This is a genomic window from Kingella kingae (genome assembly GCF_900475905.1).
Classification (GTDB): domain Bacteria; phylum Pseudomonadota; class Gammaproteobacteria; order Burkholderiales; family Neisseriaceae; genus Kingella; species Kingella kingae.
Map to the genome: position 1 here is coordinate 677,730 of NZ_LS483426.1, position 16,961 is coordinate 694,690.

The 16,961-nt window shown below is 47.8% G+C and carries 18 protein-coding genes and 1 tRNA gene; 13 read left to right on the forward strand and 6 right to left on the reverse strand.

Annotation, left to right across the window (positions count from 1 at the left end):
* Positions 1-33 precede the first annotated feature (33 nt).
* On the forward strand, positions 34-297 hold the full coding sequence (locus DQN52_RS11115; protein ID WP_071461654.1) for a transposase: 264 nt from the start codon (positions 34-36) through the stop codon (positions 295-297).
* Entirely contained in the window at positions 194-625 is a 432-nt protein-coding gene (locus DQN52_RS03695) for a transposase (RefSeq protein WP_111694396.1), read from the forward strand. The genes DQN52_RS11115 and DQN52_RS03695 overlap by 104 nt, the downstream gene beginning before the upstream one ends.
* A gap of 90 nt (positions 626-715) precedes the next feature.
* Here the strand turns inward: DQN52_RS03695 and DQN52_RS03700 are convergent, their stop codons facing one another.
* Both DQN52_RS03700 and DQN52_RS03705 read right to left on the reverse strand, forming a co-directional pair.
* Entirely contained in the window at positions 716-1,534 is an 819-nt protein-coding gene (locus DQN52_RS03700; protein ID WP_003785096.1) for a DNA ligase, read from the reverse strand.
* Between the two features lie 55 nt (positions 1,535-1,589).
* Complete coding sequence (locus tag DQN52_RS03705; protein ID WP_003785097.1) at positions 1,590-2,012, reverse strand: OsmC family protein; 423 nt, start codon at positions 2,010-2,012, stop codon at positions 1,590-1,592.
* 118 nt (positions 2,013-2,130) lie between these two features.
* Between DQN52_RS03705 and lpdA the strand changes: the two genes are divergently transcribed.
* The 3 genes from lpdA to DQN52_RS03720 all read left to right on the forward strand — a co-directional run bounded on the left by lpdA (position 2,131) and on the right by DQN52_RS03720 (position 5,847).
* Positions 2,131-3,561 carry a dihydrolipoyl dehydrogenase gene (gene lpdA / locus DQN52_RS03710; protein ID WP_003785098.1) on the forward strand — a complete coding sequence of 477 codons (1,431 nt, stop codon included), beginning with the start codon at positions 2,131-2,133 and terminating at the stop codon, positions 3,559-3,561.
* Between the two features lie 72 nt (positions 3,562-3,633).
* Positions 3,634-5,127 (forward strand): HsdM family class I SAM-dependent methyltransferase, encoded by a 1,494-nt coding sequence (locus tag DQN52_RS03715; RefSeq protein ID WP_032827572.1) that lies wholly within the window; start codon positions 3,634-3,636, stop codon positions 5,125-5,127.
* Between the two features lie 12 nt (positions 5,128-5,139).
* On the forward strand, positions 5,140-5,847 hold the full coding sequence (locus DQN52_RS03720) for a hypothetical protein (RefSeq protein WP_003785100.1): 708 nt from the start codon (positions 5,140-5,142) through the stop codon (positions 5,845-5,847).
* A gap of 68 nt (positions 5,848-5,915) precedes the next feature.
* Here the strand turns inward: DQN52_RS03720 and DQN52_RS03725 are convergent, their stop codons facing one another.
* The gene (locus tag DQN52_RS03725; RefSeq protein ID WP_003785103.1) at positions 5,916-6,758 is read right to left on the reverse strand and encodes a 23S rRNA (adenine(2030)-N(6))-methyltransferase RlmJ; all 843 of its coding nucleotides are present in this window, start codon (positions 6,756-6,758) and stop codon (positions 5,916-5,918) included.
* Between the two features lie 144 nt (positions 6,759-6,902).
* On the opposite strand from DQN52_RS03725, the gene tig reads away from it, so the two are divergent.
* The gene (tig, locus tag DQN52_RS03730; RefSeq protein WP_003785106.1) at positions 6,903-8,198 is read left to right on the forward strand and encodes a trigger factor; all 1,296 of its coding nucleotides are present in this window, start codon (positions 6,903-6,905) and stop codon (positions 8,196-8,198) included.
* Between the two features lie 130 nt (positions 8,199-8,328).
* On the forward strand, positions 8,329-8,991 hold the full coding sequence (locus DQN52_RS03735; RefSeq protein WP_003785111.1) for a MarC family protein: 663 nt from the start codon (positions 8,329-8,331) through the stop codon (positions 8,989-8,991).
* 65 nt (positions 8,992-9,056) lie between these two features.
* Here the strand turns inward: DQN52_RS03735 and DQN52_RS03740 are convergent, their stop codons facing one another.
* Positions 9,057-10,193 carry a 5-(carboxyamino)imidazole ribonucleotide synthase gene (locus tag DQN52_RS03740; protein WP_003785114.1) on the reverse strand — a complete coding sequence of 379 codons (1,137 nt, stop codon included), beginning with the start codon at positions 10,191-10,193 and terminating at the stop codon, positions 9,057-9,059.
* Positions 10,194-10,317: 124 nt separating this feature from the next.
* Between DQN52_RS03740 and DQN52_RS03745 the strand changes: the two genes are divergently transcribed.
* Both DQN52_RS03745 and DQN52_RS03750 read left to right on the forward strand, forming a co-directional pair.
* Positions 10,318-10,791 (forward strand): surface-adhesin E family protein, encoded by a 474-nt coding sequence (locus DQN52_RS03745; RefSeq protein ID WP_019389810.1) that lies wholly within the window; start codon positions 10,318-10,320, stop codon positions 10,789-10,791.
* An 11-nt stretch (positions 10,792-10,802) separates the two neighbouring features.
* The gene (locus DQN52_RS03750; RefSeq protein WP_003785116.1) at positions 10,803-11,441 is read left to right on the forward strand and encodes an isochorismatase family protein; all 639 of its coding nucleotides are present in this window, start codon (positions 10,803-10,805) and stop codon (positions 11,439-11,441) included.
* 89 nt (positions 11,442-11,530) lie between these two features.
* Here DQN52_RS03750 and DQN52_RS03755 read toward each other — a convergent pair whose 3' ends face one another.
* Positions 11,531-12,079 carry a carboxymuconolactone decarboxylase family protein gene (locus DQN52_RS03755; RefSeq protein ID WP_003785117.1) on the reverse strand — a complete coding sequence of 183 codons (549 nt, stop codon included), beginning with the start codon at positions 12,077-12,079 and terminating at the stop codon, positions 11,531-11,533.
* Positions 12,080-12,337: 258 nt separating this feature from the next.
* Here DQN52_RS03755 and DQN52_RS03760 point away from each other — a divergent pair, with 258 nt between their 5' ends.
* From DQN52_RS03760 to DQN52_RS03770, 3 genes are all read left to right on the forward strand, one after another.
* Complete coding sequence (locus DQN52_RS03760) at positions 12,338-14,071, forward strand: biotin--[acetyl-CoA-carboxylase] ligase (protein ID WP_003785118.1); 1,734 nt, start codon at positions 12,338-12,340, stop codon at positions 14,069-14,071.
* Positions 14,068-14,613: a hypothetical protein gene (locus DQN52_RS03765; protein WP_003785119.1), complete on the forward strand. Its 546-nt coding sequence runs from the start codon at positions 14,068-14,070 to the stop codon at positions 14,611-14,613. The genes DQN52_RS03760 and DQN52_RS03765 overlap by 4 nt, the downstream gene beginning before the upstream one ends.
* A gap of 71 nt (positions 14,614-14,684) precedes the next feature.
* Positions 14,685-15,488 (forward strand): tetratricopeptide repeat protein, encoded by an 804-nt coding sequence (locus tag DQN52_RS03770; protein ID WP_003785120.1) that lies wholly within the window; start codon positions 14,685-14,687, stop codon positions 15,486-15,488.
* Positions 15,489-15,533: 45 nt separating this feature from the next.
* Here the strand turns inward: DQN52_RS03770 and DQN52_RS03775 are convergent.
* Positions 15,534-15,609: transfer RNA gene (locus DQN52_RS03775), tRNA-Phe, on the reverse strand.
* Between the two features lie 177 nt (positions 15,610-15,786).
* Between DQN52_RS03775 and proB the strand changes: the two genes are divergently transcribed.
* Positions 15,787-16,914, forward strand: a complete 1,128-nt coding sequence (gene proB / locus DQN52_RS03780; RefSeq protein ID WP_003785122.1) for a glutamate 5-kinase — start codon at positions 15,787-15,789, stop codon at positions 16,912-16,914.
* Positions 16,915-16,961 lie beyond the last annotated feature (47 nt).

The window sequence follows — 16,961 nt, forward strand, 5'->3', positions numbered from 1 at the left end:
AACCTGTATTCACAAAAATGATAAAATATCTTTATGACTAGAAAATCCTACCCAACAGACTTAACAGATGCCCAATGGCAAGCGATTGAGCCATATTTTAACCAGCTACGCCACTACAAATGGGATAAACGTCAATTAGTGAATGCCGTTTTGTACATGACCAAAACAGGTTGCCAGTGGCGTATGCTGCCCAATGATTTTCCACCTTATTCAACCGTATGGAGTTTCTATCGCAGAGCCAATCAATCAGGCTTATGGGATAGAATTCTTTTGGCATTGGTTCAAAAAAACGTTTAATCCATCAAAAACAAGCAAAGCAGGTATTTTTGTAGCAAAAAAAGCGTTTGAGACCTATCCGAGTTTAAAAGGTTTCTGTGCAGACGCAGGTTATCGGAATACATTTGAGCGTGAAGTATCAGAGCAATTGGGTTTAACTGTTGAGATTTCAAAGAGAATTCAAGATATTTCTTGGCATATTCTGCCCAAACGTTGGATTGTAGAACGAACGTTTGCATGGTTAGGTTGGTCTCGACGTTTAGCAAAAGATTTTGAGCAGACGAATTTATCTGCTGAAAATTTTGTTAAACTAGGGTATATTTCACAAATATTAAAATTTATCAAATAGTTGTTTGTGAATACAGGTTCTAAGGTTCGAATCCTCTCACTCAGACCAATAAATTCAAGGGATTGGTTTTTTGTAAACCAAGTTCTTTTTCTATTTGTCGCTTCTCACGCGCAAAAACGTAGCAAATCGCGGCGCGCCTTTGTTGGTAAACCCACGATATTTATAAGTAATGGTGCTGCCGATTTTGGGCGGCTGGCGACGGTCGGCATCTTTAAAACCAGAGCCAATACGAAATTCACCTCTATCATTTTTGCACGATAACGCGCCCAGTAGCCCTGCATATTTGCCTTTGCCCTCGTGGTGTTGAGTTACCACGCATTCGGCATCGTGCGCGGTTTTGAGTTTGAGCAACTGTGCGCTGCGTCCGCCGCGATACGGTGTATTGGGGTTGCGCAGCATCACGCCTTCGCCGCCTTTGGCTTCAATTTCGCGCAAAAATTGACGAGCGTGTGCTTCGTCTTTGACCACAATTTGTGGTATGACAACAAATCGCGCTTGTGGATATTTTGCCAAGTGTTGTTTGGCTTTGTCCAAGCGTTGATACAGCGTGCCTTGTGCAGAAGGTACATCAAAAACATGCAACTTGATGCCTTGCCACGAATGTCCTGCGCTGCGAACGGCGGCAGACACGGCTTCAAATTGTCCGCGTCCGATATACAGTTCACCGTCCAATGCAAATGGTGGGAAGTTGTGCGTAAAACCAGCAGGCGGCGTAAACACATTGCCTTGTCGGCTGATGAGTTGTTTTCCATCCCAATAGGCGCGCACGCCATCTAGCTTTTCGCTCATCGCCCAGCCTTGAATATTTTGTCCTTGGTATTCTTGCGCCAGCAATAAATCGGGCTTAGCAGCCTGCACGATGCACGGTAGCAGTAAACAGAGTAAAGCGAAAGGTTTGATATTTATCATTTGGCTCTCCTTTTTAGATTTTAAATGACCGCATTGCTGCACATTGTTATATAGCTTATTCCGCCGCCGCGCCCACTTCAAAACTGTGGGTAATTTCCGTCGCTTTGCCCAGCATAATAGAAGCCGAGCAGTATTTTTCTGCCGACAACTGCACCGCTTTGGCAATGCTGTTTTCTTTCAAATCGTGTCCCAGCACTTTGAAATGAATGTGGATTTTGGTAAACACTTTGGGAATGCTGTCGGCACGTTCTGCGCTAACCGTTGTGATGCAATCGGTTACTTTTTGGCGTTGCTTGCGCGCGATGTCCACCACGTCAATACTGGAACAGCCTGCCACGCCCATCAACAACATTTCCATAGGACTTGCACCACGGCGTGTTGCGCTGTCGTCTGCTGCGCCTTCCATCACGACGCTGTTGCCCAATTCGTTGCTGGCGATAAAGCAGCGTCCATCTACCCAGCGACTTGTAATTTTCATGATTGTTTCCTTTCGGTTTCGTGTGTTCAAGCGGTGCATTATAGATTAAAATATTCTACTTGCAGTAAGCGTATATTGCTTAATGTAAATAAGTCAAACAAACACAAAGGAAATCATCATGTCTCAATTTGACGTAGTAGTCATCGGTGCAGGGCCAGGCGGTTATATTGCTGCGATTCGTGCCGCACAACTGGGTTTTAAAACCGCGTGTATTGACGCTGGCGTAAACAAAGTGGGCAACGCGCCTGCGCTGGGCGGCACTTGCTTGAATGTGGGTTGCATTCCGTCCAAAGCTTTGTTGCAATCGTCCGAACACTTCCACGCGGCGCAACACGATTTTGCTGAACACGGTATCAGCGCAAGCAGCCTGCACTTTGACGCCGCCAAAATGATTGAGCGCAAAGATGCGATTGTGACAAAACTAACGGGCGGTATTAAATTTCTGTTTCAAAAAAACAAAGTAGAAAGCCTGTTTGGTACGGGTTCTTTTGTGGGCAAAAACGGCGATTTGTGGCAAATCCAAATCAGCAATGGCGCGGAACAAAGCGTGGTAGAAGCCAAACACGTGATTGTGGCAACAGGTTCTGTGCCGCGTCCTTTGCCGTTGGTGCAAGTGGATAACGTGAACGTGTTGGACAACGAAGGCGCGTTGAATTTGACCGAAGTTCCAGCCAAATTGGGCGTGATTGGTTCGGGCGTGATTGGTTTGGAAATGGGTTCGGTGTGGAAGCGCGTGGGCGCAGACGTAACCATTTTGGAAGCCGCGCCAACCTTTATGGCGGCTGCCGACCAGCAAATCGCCAAAGAAGCGTTCAAATACTTTACCAAAGAACAAGGTATCGCGATTGAATTGAGCGTAAAAATTCAACAAATTCAAAACGAAGCCAATGGTGTGCGCGTGGAATATGAAGTAAACGGCGAAAAACGCACCGATGTGTACGACAAATTGATTGTGGCGATTGGTCGCGTCCCCAACACACAAGGTTTGGGCGCAGACAAAGTGGGTTTAACGGTGGACGAGCGTGGCTTCATCGCAGTGAACGAGCATTGCCAAACCAATTTGCCAAACGTTTGGGCGATTGGCGACGTGGTGCGCGGCCCGATGTTGGCACACAAAGCCAGCGATGAAGGCGCGGCGGTTGCCGAACGCATTGCAGGACAAAAACCGCATTTGGATTTCAACTGCATTCCTTGGGTGATTTACACCGACCCAGAAATCGCATGGGTAGGCAAAACCGAAGAGCAGCTCAAAGCCGAGGGCGTGGAATACAAAAAAGGCACATCGGGCTTTGGCGCAAACGGTCGCGCATTGGGCTTGGGCAAAGCCAAAGGCACGGTTAAAGTGCTGGCTTGCGCGAAAACCGACCGCATTTTGGGCGTGCACATGATTGGCCCGATGGTGAGTGAATTGGTTGCCGAAGCGGTTGCAGCAATGGAATTTAAAGCCAGCAGCGAAGACATTGCGCGCATTGTTCACGCCCACCCAACGCTGTCGGAAGTGTTGCACGAAGCGGCATTGGCAGCAGATAAACGTGCGTTGCATGGTTAATTTAGTGAAACAATAAAAAAGCAGCCTGCATTTTGGGTTAAACAAAAAGTGCAGGCTGCTTTTGAGAGTAAAATGAATAAAAGCAAACAACTAGGACAAGTTATCACGCCAGCTTGGATTGTGAATGAAATTTTAGATGCCTGCCATTATGCAGGCTGCTCTATTTTGCGCCGCTACGTACTTGAACCTGCTTGCGGCAATGGTGCATTTTTGAGCGAAATGGTGTCGCGCTACATTGCCGCAGCCAAAGCCGAACAACAGTCCAACGAACAAATTGCAGCCGAATTGGCGCAATATATTGTGGGCGTGGAGCTAGACCCCGTTGCTTATGCCGATTGCATCACGCGCTTAAATCACATTGTGCAACAAGAATTGGGGTTGCCCAACATTGCGTGGCGCATTCACAATCAAAACACGCTGGATTTTTATCGTGATTATGTGGGCTATTTTGATTGGGTTGTGGGCAATCCGCCCTATATTCGCCTACATCGTTTAGACGAAGCCATGCGAGCGCGTTTGAAACAGCAGTTTCGCTTTACGCACGGCACAACCGATATGTATCTTGCCTTTTTTGAAATGGCGTTTGCCATGCTCAATCCAAAAGGCAAATTGGGGTTTATCACGCCCAATAGTTTTCTGCACAACACGTCTTATCAAGCCTTTCGCCAATTTTTGCAGCAGCAAGGTTATCTCATCGCTTTGTACGATTTCAAATCTAACAAATTATTTGAAGGCTTTTCTACCTACACCGCCATCAGCATTTTTGATAAGCAACACCAGCAAAGCGATTTTGCCTATCTAGAATACCAAGACGGCAAATGTGTAACGGTTAATCGCATTGCTTTTCATCAGCTTAATCCCAAAAAATGGACACTTGCCAGCAGCGAAAACGCGCAATTTCTGCAACGCTTGCAAACTGGCACACAACTGGGCGATTTATTCAACGTGCAATATGGTTTTGCCACATTGCGCGACAAAATTTTTATTGCCAAAGCCACGCCTATTGATGAAACACACAGTCAATTCAATGGGTTTAACATAGAAAATGCGATTTTGCGCCCGATTGTGAAAGGCTCACGCTACAAAGGTTTGCCAGAAGATATAGAACACGTTGTTTTTCCGTATTATTTATGCAATGGGCGTTATGTGGCTTATACCGAAGCCGATTTTGCGCAACAATTTCCGTTGGCTTATGCGTATTTGTTGCACCACAAACAAACGCTGTCCGAACGCGATATAGACAAAAATGTACAATGGTTTGAATTTGGTCGCAGTCAAGGTTTGCAAACTTCGCACAGCGAAAAAATTGTGGTTAGCACCTTGTTTTATGATTGCATTACGTTATTTAGATTGCCCAAAAATGTGTTGGTTTATTCGGGTATTTTTATCACGCAAAAGCAGCCTGCACACGATTGGGAAATTGCCGAAAATGCCTTGCGCTCGCCAGAGTTTTTCCACTATGCGCGATTGACTGGCAAAGATATGTCAGGCGGATATAAATCACTGTCTAGCAAGCAAATTAAAGGATTTGCCTTACCCATTTCGTGCCCAAATAGTCTATTTTAAGAAATCGTTATCATGAATAATGCCGAATTTATACAATGTTTAACCCAATCGTTTGTCGTTTTTTTGAATACGCATTCGCGCAGTAATGCCAAGCTCAAAGTATTGCACGGGGCAATCGCCCAAGATTTAAGCGCACGGCTGGGCGAGTCTTATCGCATACAATCGCTTGGACACGGCAACGATAAAGAAGGACAAATTGCAGGGCGATACATCAACAAAAATGTGGATATTGTGGTGTACAAAAATCAACAGGCGATTGCAGGCATTGGCGTGAAATTTGTCATGCAAAACTACGCGCAAAATGCCAATAATTATTTTGAAAATATGTTGGGCGAAACGGCTAATATTCAAAGCCAACGCATTCCGTATTTTCAAATCATGGTTATTCCCAAAACGTTGCCCTATTACAAAAAATCGGGGCAATTTGATAAATGGGAACAGTTTAACGCCCATCATATTCAAAAATATGTGGTTTTGTCTCAGGATAATCAGGCATGGGCGCACACGCCTGCTAAAACTTTGCTATGCGTATTGGATTTGCCCAACATTCAACAACCTGCCACCAAGGACGATTATGTGCAGCAATATTTGCAACTGCACCAAAATCAACAGCTTATTATGCAGCCCAGCCCCAGCAATTTGTCTTTTGGTAACGATTTAATTTATAATGACTATGTTGATTTTATGAACAAAATCACACATCGTATTTTGTCTATATAAACAAAGCAGCCTGCACTTTTCATCAAACAAAAAAAGTGCAGGCTGCTTTTATCATGCAAACCCCATTCCTACGCAATACAATAATCCAACTCAAACTTCGCGCCGCTATCTTGCGCCAACAAACGCGTCAATTCGGGCAACACATCGCGCAATAAATCGGGCAACACATACGGCGGATTGATGATAAATATACCGCTGCCGTGCATACCAAAACCATCGGCGCGTGGCGTGTGAACGTGCAAAGCAGCCTGCACATAATTGCGCGACAATTTTTTCAATTTTTTGGGCAATTCCACACTCTCGGCGCGGCTCAAACATGGATACCACACCATATAACAGCCCTGCTCAAAGCGTTTGAGCGCGTCTTTGAGCGTTTGCACCACTCGCGCATAATCTTGTTTTTGCTCGTAAGGCGGGTCAATCAATACCATCGCACGGCGCGTAATCGGCGGCAACAAACTCAACAAACCTGCAAAGCCGTCTTCTTGTTTGATGATGCCACGCCGTCCCAATTTGGCTTCGCGCATATTTTGCGTCAAATGTCCAAAATCCGCAGGGTGCAATTCAAACAAACGCAGCTTATCCGCCTCGCGCAGCAAACTTTGCGCCCACCAAGGCGAGCCTGCATACAAATGTTCCGCAGGCAAAATGCGTTGCAGCGTGTCCACAAAATCCTGCACGGGCGCAGACAAATTGTCAGCAGCCTGCAATTTGGCAATGCCGTCTGCAAATTCGCCAACTTTTTGCGCTTGTTCGCCGTGTAAATCGTATAAACCTGCACCGCTGTGCGTGTCTATATACCAATATGCTTTGTCTTTTTGATTAAAATAATCCAACACCGCATACAAAATAAAATGTTTCAACACATCGGCATGATTGCCTGCATGAAACGCATGACGATAACTCAACATAAACTTTAAATCTCAATTTCAATCAGATAGCCATCATTATATGCAAAAAGCAGCCTGCACATCAGCGAAAGTGCAAAAGCGATAATTTTATGTTACTATATCCAGCTTTGTTATTGTAACCCTTTTTTACATTAGGAAATTCAAATGAGCGCAACAGAATCTTTGGAACGCAAAGTAACCGTATCTTTGTCTTGGTTGGACATCAACGCAGAAACCGATAAAAAATTGAAACAAACGCAACGTCGCGCCCGTGTAGATGGCTTCCGTCCAGGTAAAGCACCGTTGAAAATGATTGCGTCTATGTATGGCGCGAGCATTCAAAACGATGTGTTGAATGATTTGGCACAAGCGCAATTCAACAAAGTAGCGCAAGAACAAAACTTGCGTATCGCAGCAGTAACAGGCATTGAACCTGTTGAAAATCAAGAAAAATCAGACGAATTTCAAGTGGTTTTTGTTTACGAAACCTATCCAGACATTCAAGTTGCCGATTTGTCTGCTTTGGAAATTGAAAAAGCCGTTGCCGAAGTGGGCGACAAAGAAGTAGACAACACGATTGAAATCTTGCGTAAACAACGCACTCGCTACAACCGCGTAGAACGTGAAGCGCAAAACGGCGACCGCGTGATTATTGATTTTGAAGGCAAAATTGATGGTGTGGCGTTTGATGGCGGTTCGTCTAAAAACTATCCTTTCGTGTTGGGTCAAGGTCAAATGTTGCCAGAATTTGAAAATGGCGTGTTGGGCTTGAAAGAAGGCGAAAGCAAAGACGTGGAAGTGAGCTTCCCAGCAGACTACCATGGCAAAGATGTAGCTGGTAAAACGGCAGTATTCACGATTACGGTTCACAATGTTGCAGCGGCTGAATTGCCAGAAGTGGACGAGCAATTTGCCAAAGCATTGGGCATTGCCGATGGCGATGTAGCAAAAATGCGCGAAGAAGTGAAGAAAAACGTAGGTCGCGAAGTAAAACGCCGCGTGGCTGCACAAAACACCGATGCGGTGATGAAAGCCTTGCGTGAAGCGCATTCGTTTGCCTTGCCACAAACTTTTGTGAAAGACGAAGCGCAACGTTTGGCAGAAGAAATGAAACAAAACTTCGCGCAACAAGGTTTGGACACGGCTAGCTTCAATTTGCCTGCGGATATGTTTATCGAACGTGCCGAAGAGCGCGTGGCTTTGGGCTTGTTGTTGCCTGTGATTATTGAGCAAAACAATTTGAAAGCCACCGAAGAGCAAATCAAAACTTTGGTAGCCGAGTTTGCCGATAGCTACGAAGATCCACAAGAAGTGATTGATTGGTATTTTGCTGACCCATCTCGCTTGGCTGGCGTAACCAATTTGGCGGTTGAAGCCAATGTGGTGGACTTTGTGTTGAGCAAAGCCAAAGTAACCGAAAAAACCGTTAGCTTTGATGAAGTGATGGCTGCGGGTATGTAATCGCCCCAGTCAAAACAATCTATACAATAATAAAAAGCAGCCTGCACATTTTGCGCTCCAAATGTGCAGGCTGCTTTTTCTTTATTTACTTCGTGTTACAATGTTTTTTTACACATATAGGAGAAGTCGTATGCAGCTACAAATTGAAATCGCCAAAATCATTCTCGCTTTTATGGTGTTGATTAACCCGTTTAGCGCGTTGCCCGTGTATTTGGATTTGACCAAGCAATACGACAAAGCCGAACGCCGCAAAGTGGCGCAAATTGCGTCTTTTACGCTGTTCGTTACCATTGCCGTGTTCGCGCTGTCGGGCAATTTTATTTTGAAGCTGTTTGGCATCAGCACAGGCGCGTTCCAAGTGGGTGGCGGCATTTTGGTATTTTTGATTGCGATATCGATGATGAGTAGTGGCGACAATATGGCAAAACCGACCATTGGCGACGGCGAATACCATGAAATCAGTATCCAAAAAATCGATCACACCAAATTGGTTTCGACTTCTGTTGTGCCGATTGCGATTCCAATGATGATTGGGCCGGGCGGCATTTCGACGGTGGTGATTTATACGTCTTCTGCCAACACGCTGCTGGACAAGGCTTTGGTGATTATTGCAGGCGCGGTGATTTCGTTGATTTGCCTGATTTCGTTGCTGGCGGCGAATAAAATTAGCAAATTGTTGGGCGAAACGGGTTTGACAATTTTGAATCGGGTGATGGGTATGCTGCTGGCAGCGGTGGCAGTGGAAATTGTGGTGGCAGGGCTTAAATCGTTGTTTCCGATGTTGATGAAATAATATGTTTATAAAAAGTGCAGGCTGCTTTTTCGTATTCAAAAGCAGCCTGCACTTTATTGATACGATTATTTTTTTAATTCACCATGCAAACGTTGCGCGGTTTGATGCGCCGCATCGGCACTGTCCGCCAACACGGTAAAATGCCCCATTTTGCGCCCGACTCTTGCCGATAATTTGCCATACAAATGCAAATGTGCGTGGGTGTGTTGTTGCACGCTTGCCCAGTTTGGCTCACTGCCATCGCTGCCCCATACATCGCCCAAAATATTTGCCATGGTGCAAGGGGATAACAAATCGGTGGTGGCTGGTGGCAAGTGGCACATCAGTCGCACTTGTTGTTGGAATTGGCTGCTGGCGCAAGCGTCAATCGTGTGATGACCGCTGTTGTGTGGACGTGGTGCGATTTCGTTCACCACAATTTGCTGTTCATCGCCCACAATAAACATTTCTACCGCCAACACGCCAACGTAATCCAGCTCGTTGGCAAGGCGAATTGCCATTTCTTTGGCTTTCTGCTGTACGGCTTCGGGCAAACGGGCTGGCACAATGGAATACGCCAAAATGCCGTTTTCGTGGTGGTTTTCGGCTGGGTCAAACGTGGCGATTTGCTGGTTATTTAATCGGCAAACCACAACGGAAATTTCGGCGCGTAAATCCACCATGTGTTCCAACACGCAGGGGACGTTGCCGTGTGTGGTAAAAGCAGCCTGCACTTGTTCCAGTGTTTGCACGCGAATTTGTCCTTTGCCGTCATAGCCCAATGTGGCGGTTTTTAAAATTGCAGGCAACAAATTTGCCGTGTCGGGCGTGATGTCGCTGGCTTGGTTGATGACTTGATACGGTGCGGTTTGCAAACCTGCTTGGCGAATCCATGCTTTTTCGGCAATGCGATTTTGGGCAATGGCAACGCAATCGCCACTGGGCGACACATTGGTGTGTTGCGCCAAATCGCGCATGGATTGGGCGTTTACGTTTTCAAATTCGGTGGTAACGGCAGCGCATTGTGCCAATTCTTGCAAGGCGGTGGCATCGTCAAATGGCGCACACAAATGTTTATCGGCAAAACGTGCGGCTGGGGCGTTCGGGTCTGGGTCTAACACGGTTACGCGGTAGCCCATGGTTTTGGCGGCAAGCGTAAACATACTGCCTAGCTGTCCGCCGCCCAAAATGCCCAACATGGCTGGGGGTAGAATCGGATTCATAAGTGCGCCTTTACATCAACAAAATGGGAAAACGCGAATTTTAGCAGTTTTCGGCAAAGCAGCCTGCACAAATCGTGTGCTTCGTGGCACAATCTGCGTTTGTTTTGTTCACAAAGGTTTTTTCATGCAGACTTTTATTCGTGCGACCAGCGTGCTGCTGGCATTGTTTTTAACCGCGTGCGGTACGACCCAATCATCGCAATCCAATCCAGCCAATCAACAAACTAGCCAACTACTTAACGCAAAAGGCAAATGGCAATCATTGGGCAAAATCAGCAACGGCAATATGGAAGTGTCCTACGACACAGGCAGCCTGCACGTTACGCAAGGCATTATTCAAATCCGCAGCCGAACCGTGGTGCGCGATATGGAAAAAGAAAACTTCATCAACACGCCAGACTACAAAACCGCGGTGGGCGAATGGGAAATGGTGTGTGCCAAACAAACTTATCGCTTGCAGAGCATGAGTTTTTTTGATGTCAAACGCAATGTGTTGGCGCAACACAGCTACACGCATCAGCAAACGCCACCGATGCCCATTCAACCCAACACGCCAGCCAAAGTCTTGTTTGATGTGGCTTGCGGCAAAACTAACTAAACGGAATCGCCATGATTATTTCGCTAGACATTGACGCGCAAAAAACCTTCACGCCACTTTGCCCCGATGAATTGCCTGTGCAAGGCGGCGATGAAATTGTGGGGGAACTCAACGCACAGGCTGCTTTGGCAAATTTACGCGTCATGAGCAAAGACGCGCATTCGCCCCGCGCCAAATGGTTGTGCGCTTGCCACGCCGAACAACTTCGCCCAACAGGTTTGCCCAACGCGCCCGAAACATGGGTATCGCACGCCATAGTTGGCAGCCGTGGCTTTGAATTATTGGACGGTTTGCCCAGTAGCATCGAATACGATTTTTGCGTATGGAAAGGCATAGACCCCGAATTGCACCCCTATGGTGCGTGTTACCACGACATTGCCGAGCGATTAAGCACAGGCTTGATTGAATGGCTGCACGCCCAAAACGCCAGCGTGTTGATTGTGGGTGGCTTGGCAACCGATTATTGCGTCAAGGCGACCGTGTTGCAGCTATTGGCGGCAGGCAAATGGCGCGTGATTGTGAACCGTGCTGCGTGTCGTGGCATTGCGCCCGATACGGTGCAGGCTGCTTGGTTGGCGATGCAAAATGCAGGCGCGATGGTGTTGGACAATGCGGCGGAGATTGGGCGATATTTGAATCAAGGCGAGTAACGTCTATCTAACAAATAAAAAAGTGCAGGCTGCTTTTGAAAACTATCCAAAGGCAGCCTGCACTTTAATATTTATCTGTACGATTTAAATCATGCAAAATCAATCAATTCAGGATTGATTTCGGTTTTTGCCAAATTGTTGGTGTAGTTGCACAAAGTCGCCAATGCCACACCCAACACGACTTCTACCGATTGTCGTTGCGTGTAACCCGCGTTCAAAAACGCCGCCAATTCTGTGTCCGACACCGCGCCTTTGTTTTCCATTACCGCAACGGTAAAGTTTGCCAACGCGCTCAATTTGGCATCGTAAAAATCGGCTGGATTCACGGCGCGAGAAGCTGCAATCGCGTTTTCAGACAACAATTTTTTCAGCGTTGCCAATTTGGTATGACCTGCCACGCAAAAACCGCATTCGTTGCGTTTGGCAGCGATGATTTGTACTACTTCGCGTTCGCCAGCAGTCAAAGTCGTGTTGCCGTTCAATTTGCCCACTTCTTGATAAAACGCCAAAGCTTCGGGCGAATTGGCAAGCACGCCAATCAGGTTAGGCAAAAAGCCATTGTTTTTCAACGCGGCTTCTACGCGTGGTTTAGCGGCTTCGGGTGCGGTTTCTACGGTGTGAATGGTTAAACGTGCCATGATGCGTGTCCTTATATCAATAAAAAAGATGGCGCATTATATGTCAGCATGGATTTTGTGCAAAGATTGATTGATGCTAGTGGCTATAACCAAAAGCAATAAGAATAAGTGAGATGGAAATATAGTGAATTAAATTTAGATTAGTACAGTGTTGCCAACTCCCTTATGTACTAGATGTACACGGCGGTCGTTGTCGCCTTGTCCTAATCTAAATTTAATCCACTATACAAAGCAGCCTGCACTCAAATTTCGGGTAAAATGGTGGCTTTTCTTTTTGTTTACTTTGTATCCATGCCTGCATTTCGTTTACTCACCCTTTTGGCAGATGGACGCGCTCATCATATTACCGAATTGGCTCGGGCAATAGAGCGCGTACCGCAGCAACTTAATTCCATTTGGCAGCAAGTGCCAGCGCATTTGCAACCTTTGTTGCGCCAACGAGATGGCGTGTGGCAGCTTTCGCGCCCATTGGCTTGGTTGGACGATGCGGCAAATCTTGCGCCATTTGCGCTGACCGTGTTGCGCGAAACCACGTCCAGCAACGATGTGTTGCTCAACGCTGCGCGAAATGGCGAGTCAATTCATCGCAAAGTGGTGGTGGCGCATCGTCAAAGTGCAGGGCGTGGACGACAAGGCAGAACGTGGCAACATCGTGTGGGCGAATGTTTGATGTTCAGCGTGGGTTGGACGATGTCGGTAGCGCAAAGCCAAGTGGGTGCGGTTACATTGGTGGTGGCGTTGGCGTGTCAGCAAGCGTTGGCAAAACTGGGCTGCGAAGTGCAAATCAAATGGCCCAACGATTTGGTCATCGGTTTGGACAAATTGGGTGGGATTTTGGTGGAATCGGTGCGCCACAATGGTCAAACGCATTTGGTGATTGGCATTGGCATCAACTTTTTATCGTCACCCAATGTCGAACAAATCGCCGCCGTCCAAGCAGCCTGCACCAGCAAGCCAACCGCGCACGATGTGTTAAACGAAGTCGTACAACAATTAAACGATTTATTGCCGCAATTTGAACAACAAGGCTTTGCACCGATGCAGGCTGTTTATGAAGCGGCACATCGCGACCAACAACAAGATGTGGTGCTGCTCAACGATGGCGTGTTGCAGCATCAAGGGCGCGTGCTGGGTATTGATGACACAGGCGCGTTGCGTTTGCAAACCCAATCGGGCGAACAAAAAATTGTGAGCGGCGAAATTAGTTTGCGCCGCCCAGAACAATGCGCCGTGCCAACACAGCCAACGGAATCGCACTATTTATTATTGGACGGCGGCAATAGTCGGCTCAAATGGGCATGGGTACAAAATGGCGAGATTTTGCAGACTCATGCCGCCCACTATCGCGATTTAACCGCATTGGCGAACGATTGGCAGCGTCATAGCCAACCGCATACGCGCATTATTGGTTCGGCGGTGTGCGATGCGGAAAAGCTGCAACAAGTGCAGGCTGCTTTGCCTTTGCCGATTCAATGGCTAGGGTCAATGGAGCAAGCGTTGGGCATTCGCAATCACTATCGTCATGTAAACGAACATGGCGCAGACCGCTGGTTCAATGTGTTGGGCAGCCGCAAGTTCACGCAAAACGCTTGTGTGGTGGTGAGCTGTGGCACAGCGGTAACGGTGGACGCGCTCACGCACAACAATCACTATTTGGGCGGCAGTATCATGCCAGGCTTTTATTTGATGCGCGAATCGCTGTTGCGCCGTACCGCCCAATTAAATCGCCCAGAAGGGGAGTATTACGAATTTCCCACCACCACTTCCAACGCGATTACCACAGGCATGACCGATGCGATTTGTGGCGCGATTATGATGATGCACGCGCGTTTGCAACAACGCACCCACACCCAAGTCGATATTATTATTACAGGCGGTGGCGCACTCAAAGTCGCCAAAGCCTTGCCCGAGCGTTTTGTTTTAGACAACAACGTCAAAATTGTAGATAATCTTGTGATTTTCGGATTGCTAAACTGGATAAACCAACAATGAAATGGCTGTTTTTTACCCTTGTCGCTTTAAATTTAATCGTGTTTGCAGGCATGCTAGCGCGTAAAATCTATCAACCAGCCCCTGTTGCGGCGGTGGTTGCGCCCCAATCTGCGCCACAACAACCCAGCCAAGTCATCATCAACACAGGCACGGGCGCAGTGGCGATTCCGAGCAATGGCGGTGCCAATACGGCTCGTCCTGTTGCAAATGCGCCACGTTCTGCGCCTGCACCACGCACGACCAGCAGCACTACGTCACGCAACACCGCCAACGAAGGCGCAGCTGAATCTCGCCCAGCGCATCGTGCTTGTTCCGCTCGTGTGAGTATGCCTGCCGATGACTATCATCGCATCAAAGGCTTGCTCAACAATTTCCCACACGCAGCAACCAGCCAAGTCGTGCAGGGCGGCGGCGAGGGCAACGCGCAAAGTTCAACACGCATGAATGTGCTGTTTATGAATGTAACCGACCAAGATGCCAGCGCGATTCAAGCCGTAGTGGGGCGATATGGTCAGTTGAACCGCACACCGTGTAATCAATAATATTCAAAAGCAGCCTGCACTTTTGGTTTGACTTGCAGGCTGCTTTTTCATTTTCATTGGAAAACTACATCATGAACCTAAACCAACTCCAACTCGACACCGCCTTTGCTCACATAGACAAAGGCAACTACGCCGCCGCTGCCCCCGTATTGCGCCGTTTTGCCGAACAGGGCGATTTAGACGCGCAATACCAATACGCCTTTATGCTCGAACACGGATTGGGCGTAAAAACCAATTTAGTGCAGGCTGCTTTTTGGTATGAAAAAGCCGCCCAGCAAGGCGACGTTGCCGCCCAATTTAACTATGCCGAATGCTTGGAAGATGGCGTAGGCGTGGCTCAAGACTATGTGCAGGCTGCTTTTTGGTACGACAAAGCCGCCCAGCAAGGCGACATAGACGCACAAAACAACTTGGCACGCCTGTATGCCGAAGGCTTGTTGGGCGAACAAAACTACCCACGCGCCGCCGAATACTGGCGCATGGCAGCCGAACAAGGCGATGACGAAGCCCTATACAACTTGGGCGTGGTTTACGATGACGGTTTGGGCGTTACTGCCGATTATGCCAAAGCCGCCGATTACTACACCCAAGCCGCCGAATTGGGCAACCCCGATGCTATGGTCAATTTAGGTTTGCTGTATCAAGAAGGCTACGGCGTAGCGCAAGATTGGACACAAGCCGCGCACTATTTTCGCCAGGCCGCCGAATTGGGCGATGCCGATGGACAATTCAATTTAGGTTTATCGTATGCACAAGGCGAAGGCGTAGCACAAAACTACGATGAAGCCGCCAAATGGTGGAAACGCGCCGTCGCACAAGATAACGCCGATGCCGCCGCCGCGTTGAAAGAATTAGCAAAGATTCGGCAAGAATAGCGCAAAACAAAAAGCCCAAGCAAATCGCTTGGGCTTTTTTAAATTTGGTGGCCAGAGGCGGGATCGAACCGCCGACACACGGATTTTCAATCCGTTGCTCTACCGACTGAGCTATCTGGCCAAGAAAGATGCGAATTAAAGCAGAAAACGTAAACGGTGGCAAGCAAAAAATATCGCCCCAAACCAACCGACTTTGTTTATTAACGGAAAAAATATCAAAAAGCAGCCTGCACTTTCGCCACATCGCAAAAAATGATATAACCGCCCCTTTCGTTTACCAAATTGCAGGCTGCTTGCGATGACAAATACACAAAACTTATCTTGCGCCAAATTGGTGGTGGTCAAAGTCGGTTCTAGCTTGGTCACTGCCGAGGGCAAAGGCATTGACCAAACCGCGCTCAACAACTGGGTAACGCAAATCGCGCACATCAAACGCGCTGGCACAGACGTGATTTTGGTGTCCAGCGGTGCAATTGCCGAGGGCGTTAAACGCTTGGGCTGGGCAAAACGCCCCACCGCTATCAACGAATTGCAGGCTGCTGCTGCGGTTGGACAAATGGGTATCGCGCAAGCCTACGAACGCGCATTTTCCGCGCACCAGCTCAACACCGCGCAAATTTTATTGACCCACGAAGATTTAAGCGACCGCACGCGCTATTTGAATGCACGAAGCACGCTCAAAACTCTGTTGTCGCAAGGCATTGTGCCTGTCATCAACGAAAACGACACCGTTACCACCGATGAAATCAAATTGGGCGATAACGACACGCTGGGTGCATTGGTAACCAATTTGGTGGACGCAGACGCGCTCATCATTTTGACCGACCAACGTGGTTTGTATGACAGCGACCCGCGCAAAAATCCGCAAGCCCAATTCATCAGCGAAATTTCTGCCGCTCACCCCGAATTGGAAAACATGGCTGGCGGCGCAGGCACAGGCGTTGGCACAGGCGGTATGTATACCAAAGTGTTGGCAGCCAAACGCGCGGCTTTGAGTGGCGCAAGCACGGTGGTGGCTTCTGGGCGCGAAGAAAACGTGTTGGCGCGATTGTGTTCGGGCGAAAGCATTGGCACACTGTTTACCAGCGAATTTAGCCGTGTGAATGCGCGTAAACAATGGCTGTTGGGGCATATTCAAATCGCAGGCAGCGTGAACGTAGATTTGGGCGCAGAAAAAGCGTTGTTGGAGAAAAACGGCAGCTTGTTGCCAGTCGGCTGCGTGCGCGTGAACGGACATTTTCATCGTGGCGAATTGATTGCGGTGCTAAACGAAAACGGCAAGGAAATCGCGCGTGGTTTAACCAATTACAGCAGCGCGGAAACGGCGAAAATTTTGCGTTGCCATGCCAATGAAATCAGCCAAAAACTCGGTTTTGCGTTTGAAGATGAATTGATTCATCGCGATAATTTGGCGTTGCATGTTTAACGGGTGGTTATTTACCACTGACGCAAACTTAAAAAAACAACAGGAAC

Coding starts and splice junctions, on each gene's coding strand:
- DQN52_RS11115 (WP_071461654.1), top strand. CDS start 34: ATGACTAGAAAATCCTACCCAACAGACTTAACAGATGCCCAATGGCAA.
- DQN52_RS03695 (WP_111694396.1), top strand. CDS start 194: ATGATTTTCCACCTTATTCAACCGTATGGAGTTTCTATCGCAGAGCCA.
- DQN52_RS03700 (WP_003785096.1), bottom strand. CDS start 1,534: ATGATAAATATCAAACCTTTCGCTTTACTCTGTTTACTGCTACCGTGC.
- DQN52_RS03705 (WP_003785097.1), bottom strand. CDS start 2,012: ATGAAAATTACAAGTCGCTGGGTAGATGGACGCTGCTTTATCGCCAGC.
- lpdA (WP_003785098.1), top strand. CDS start 2,131: ATGTCTCAATTTGACGTAGTAGTCATCGGTGCAGGGCCAGGCGGTTAT.
- DQN52_RS03715 (WP_032827572.1), top strand. CDS start 3,634: ATGAATAAAAGCAAACAACTAGGACAAGTTATCACGCCAGCTTGGATT.
- DQN52_RS03720 (WP_003785100.1), top strand. CDS start 5,140: ATGAATAATGCCGAATTTATACAATGTTTAACCCAATCGTTTGTCGTT.
- DQN52_RS03725 (WP_003785103.1), bottom strand. CDS start 6,758: ATGTTGAGTTATCGTCATGCGTTTCATGCAGGCAATCATGCCGATGTG.
- tig (WP_003785106.1), top strand. CDS start 6,903: ATGAGCGCAACAGAATCTTTGGAACGCAAAGTAACCGTATCTTTGTCT.
- DQN52_RS03735 (WP_003785111.1), top strand. CDS start 8,329: ATGCAGCTACAAATTGAAATCGCCAAAATCATTCTCGCTTTTATGGTG.
- DQN52_RS03740 (WP_003785114.1), bottom strand. CDS start 10,193: ATGAATCCGATTCTACCCCCAGCCATGTTGGGCATTTTGGGCGGCGGA.
- DQN52_RS03745 (WP_019389810.1), top strand. CDS start 10,318: ATGCAGACTTTTATTCGTGCGACCAGCGTGCTGCTGGCATTGTTTTTA.
- DQN52_RS03750 (WP_003785116.1), top strand. CDS start 10,803: ATGATTATTTCGCTAGACATTGACGCGCAAAAAACCTTCACGCCACTT.
- DQN52_RS03755 (WP_003785117.1), bottom strand. CDS start 12,079: ATGGCACGTTTAACCATTCACACCGTAGAAACCGCACCCGAAGCCGCT.
- DQN52_RS03760 (WP_003785118.1), top strand. CDS start 12,338: ATGGTGGCTTTTCTTTTTGTTTACTTTGTATCCATGCCTGCATTTCGT.
- DQN52_RS03765 (WP_003785119.1), top strand. CDS start 14,068: ATGAAATGGCTGTTTTTTACCCTTGTCGCTTTAAATTTAATCGTGTTT.
- DQN52_RS03770 (WP_003785120.1), top strand. CDS start 14,685: ATGAACCTAAACCAACTCCAACTCGACACCGCCTTTGCTCACATAGAC.
- proB (WP_003785122.1), top strand. CDS start 15,787: ATGACAAATACACAAAACTTATCTTGCGCCAAATTGGTGGTGGTCAAA.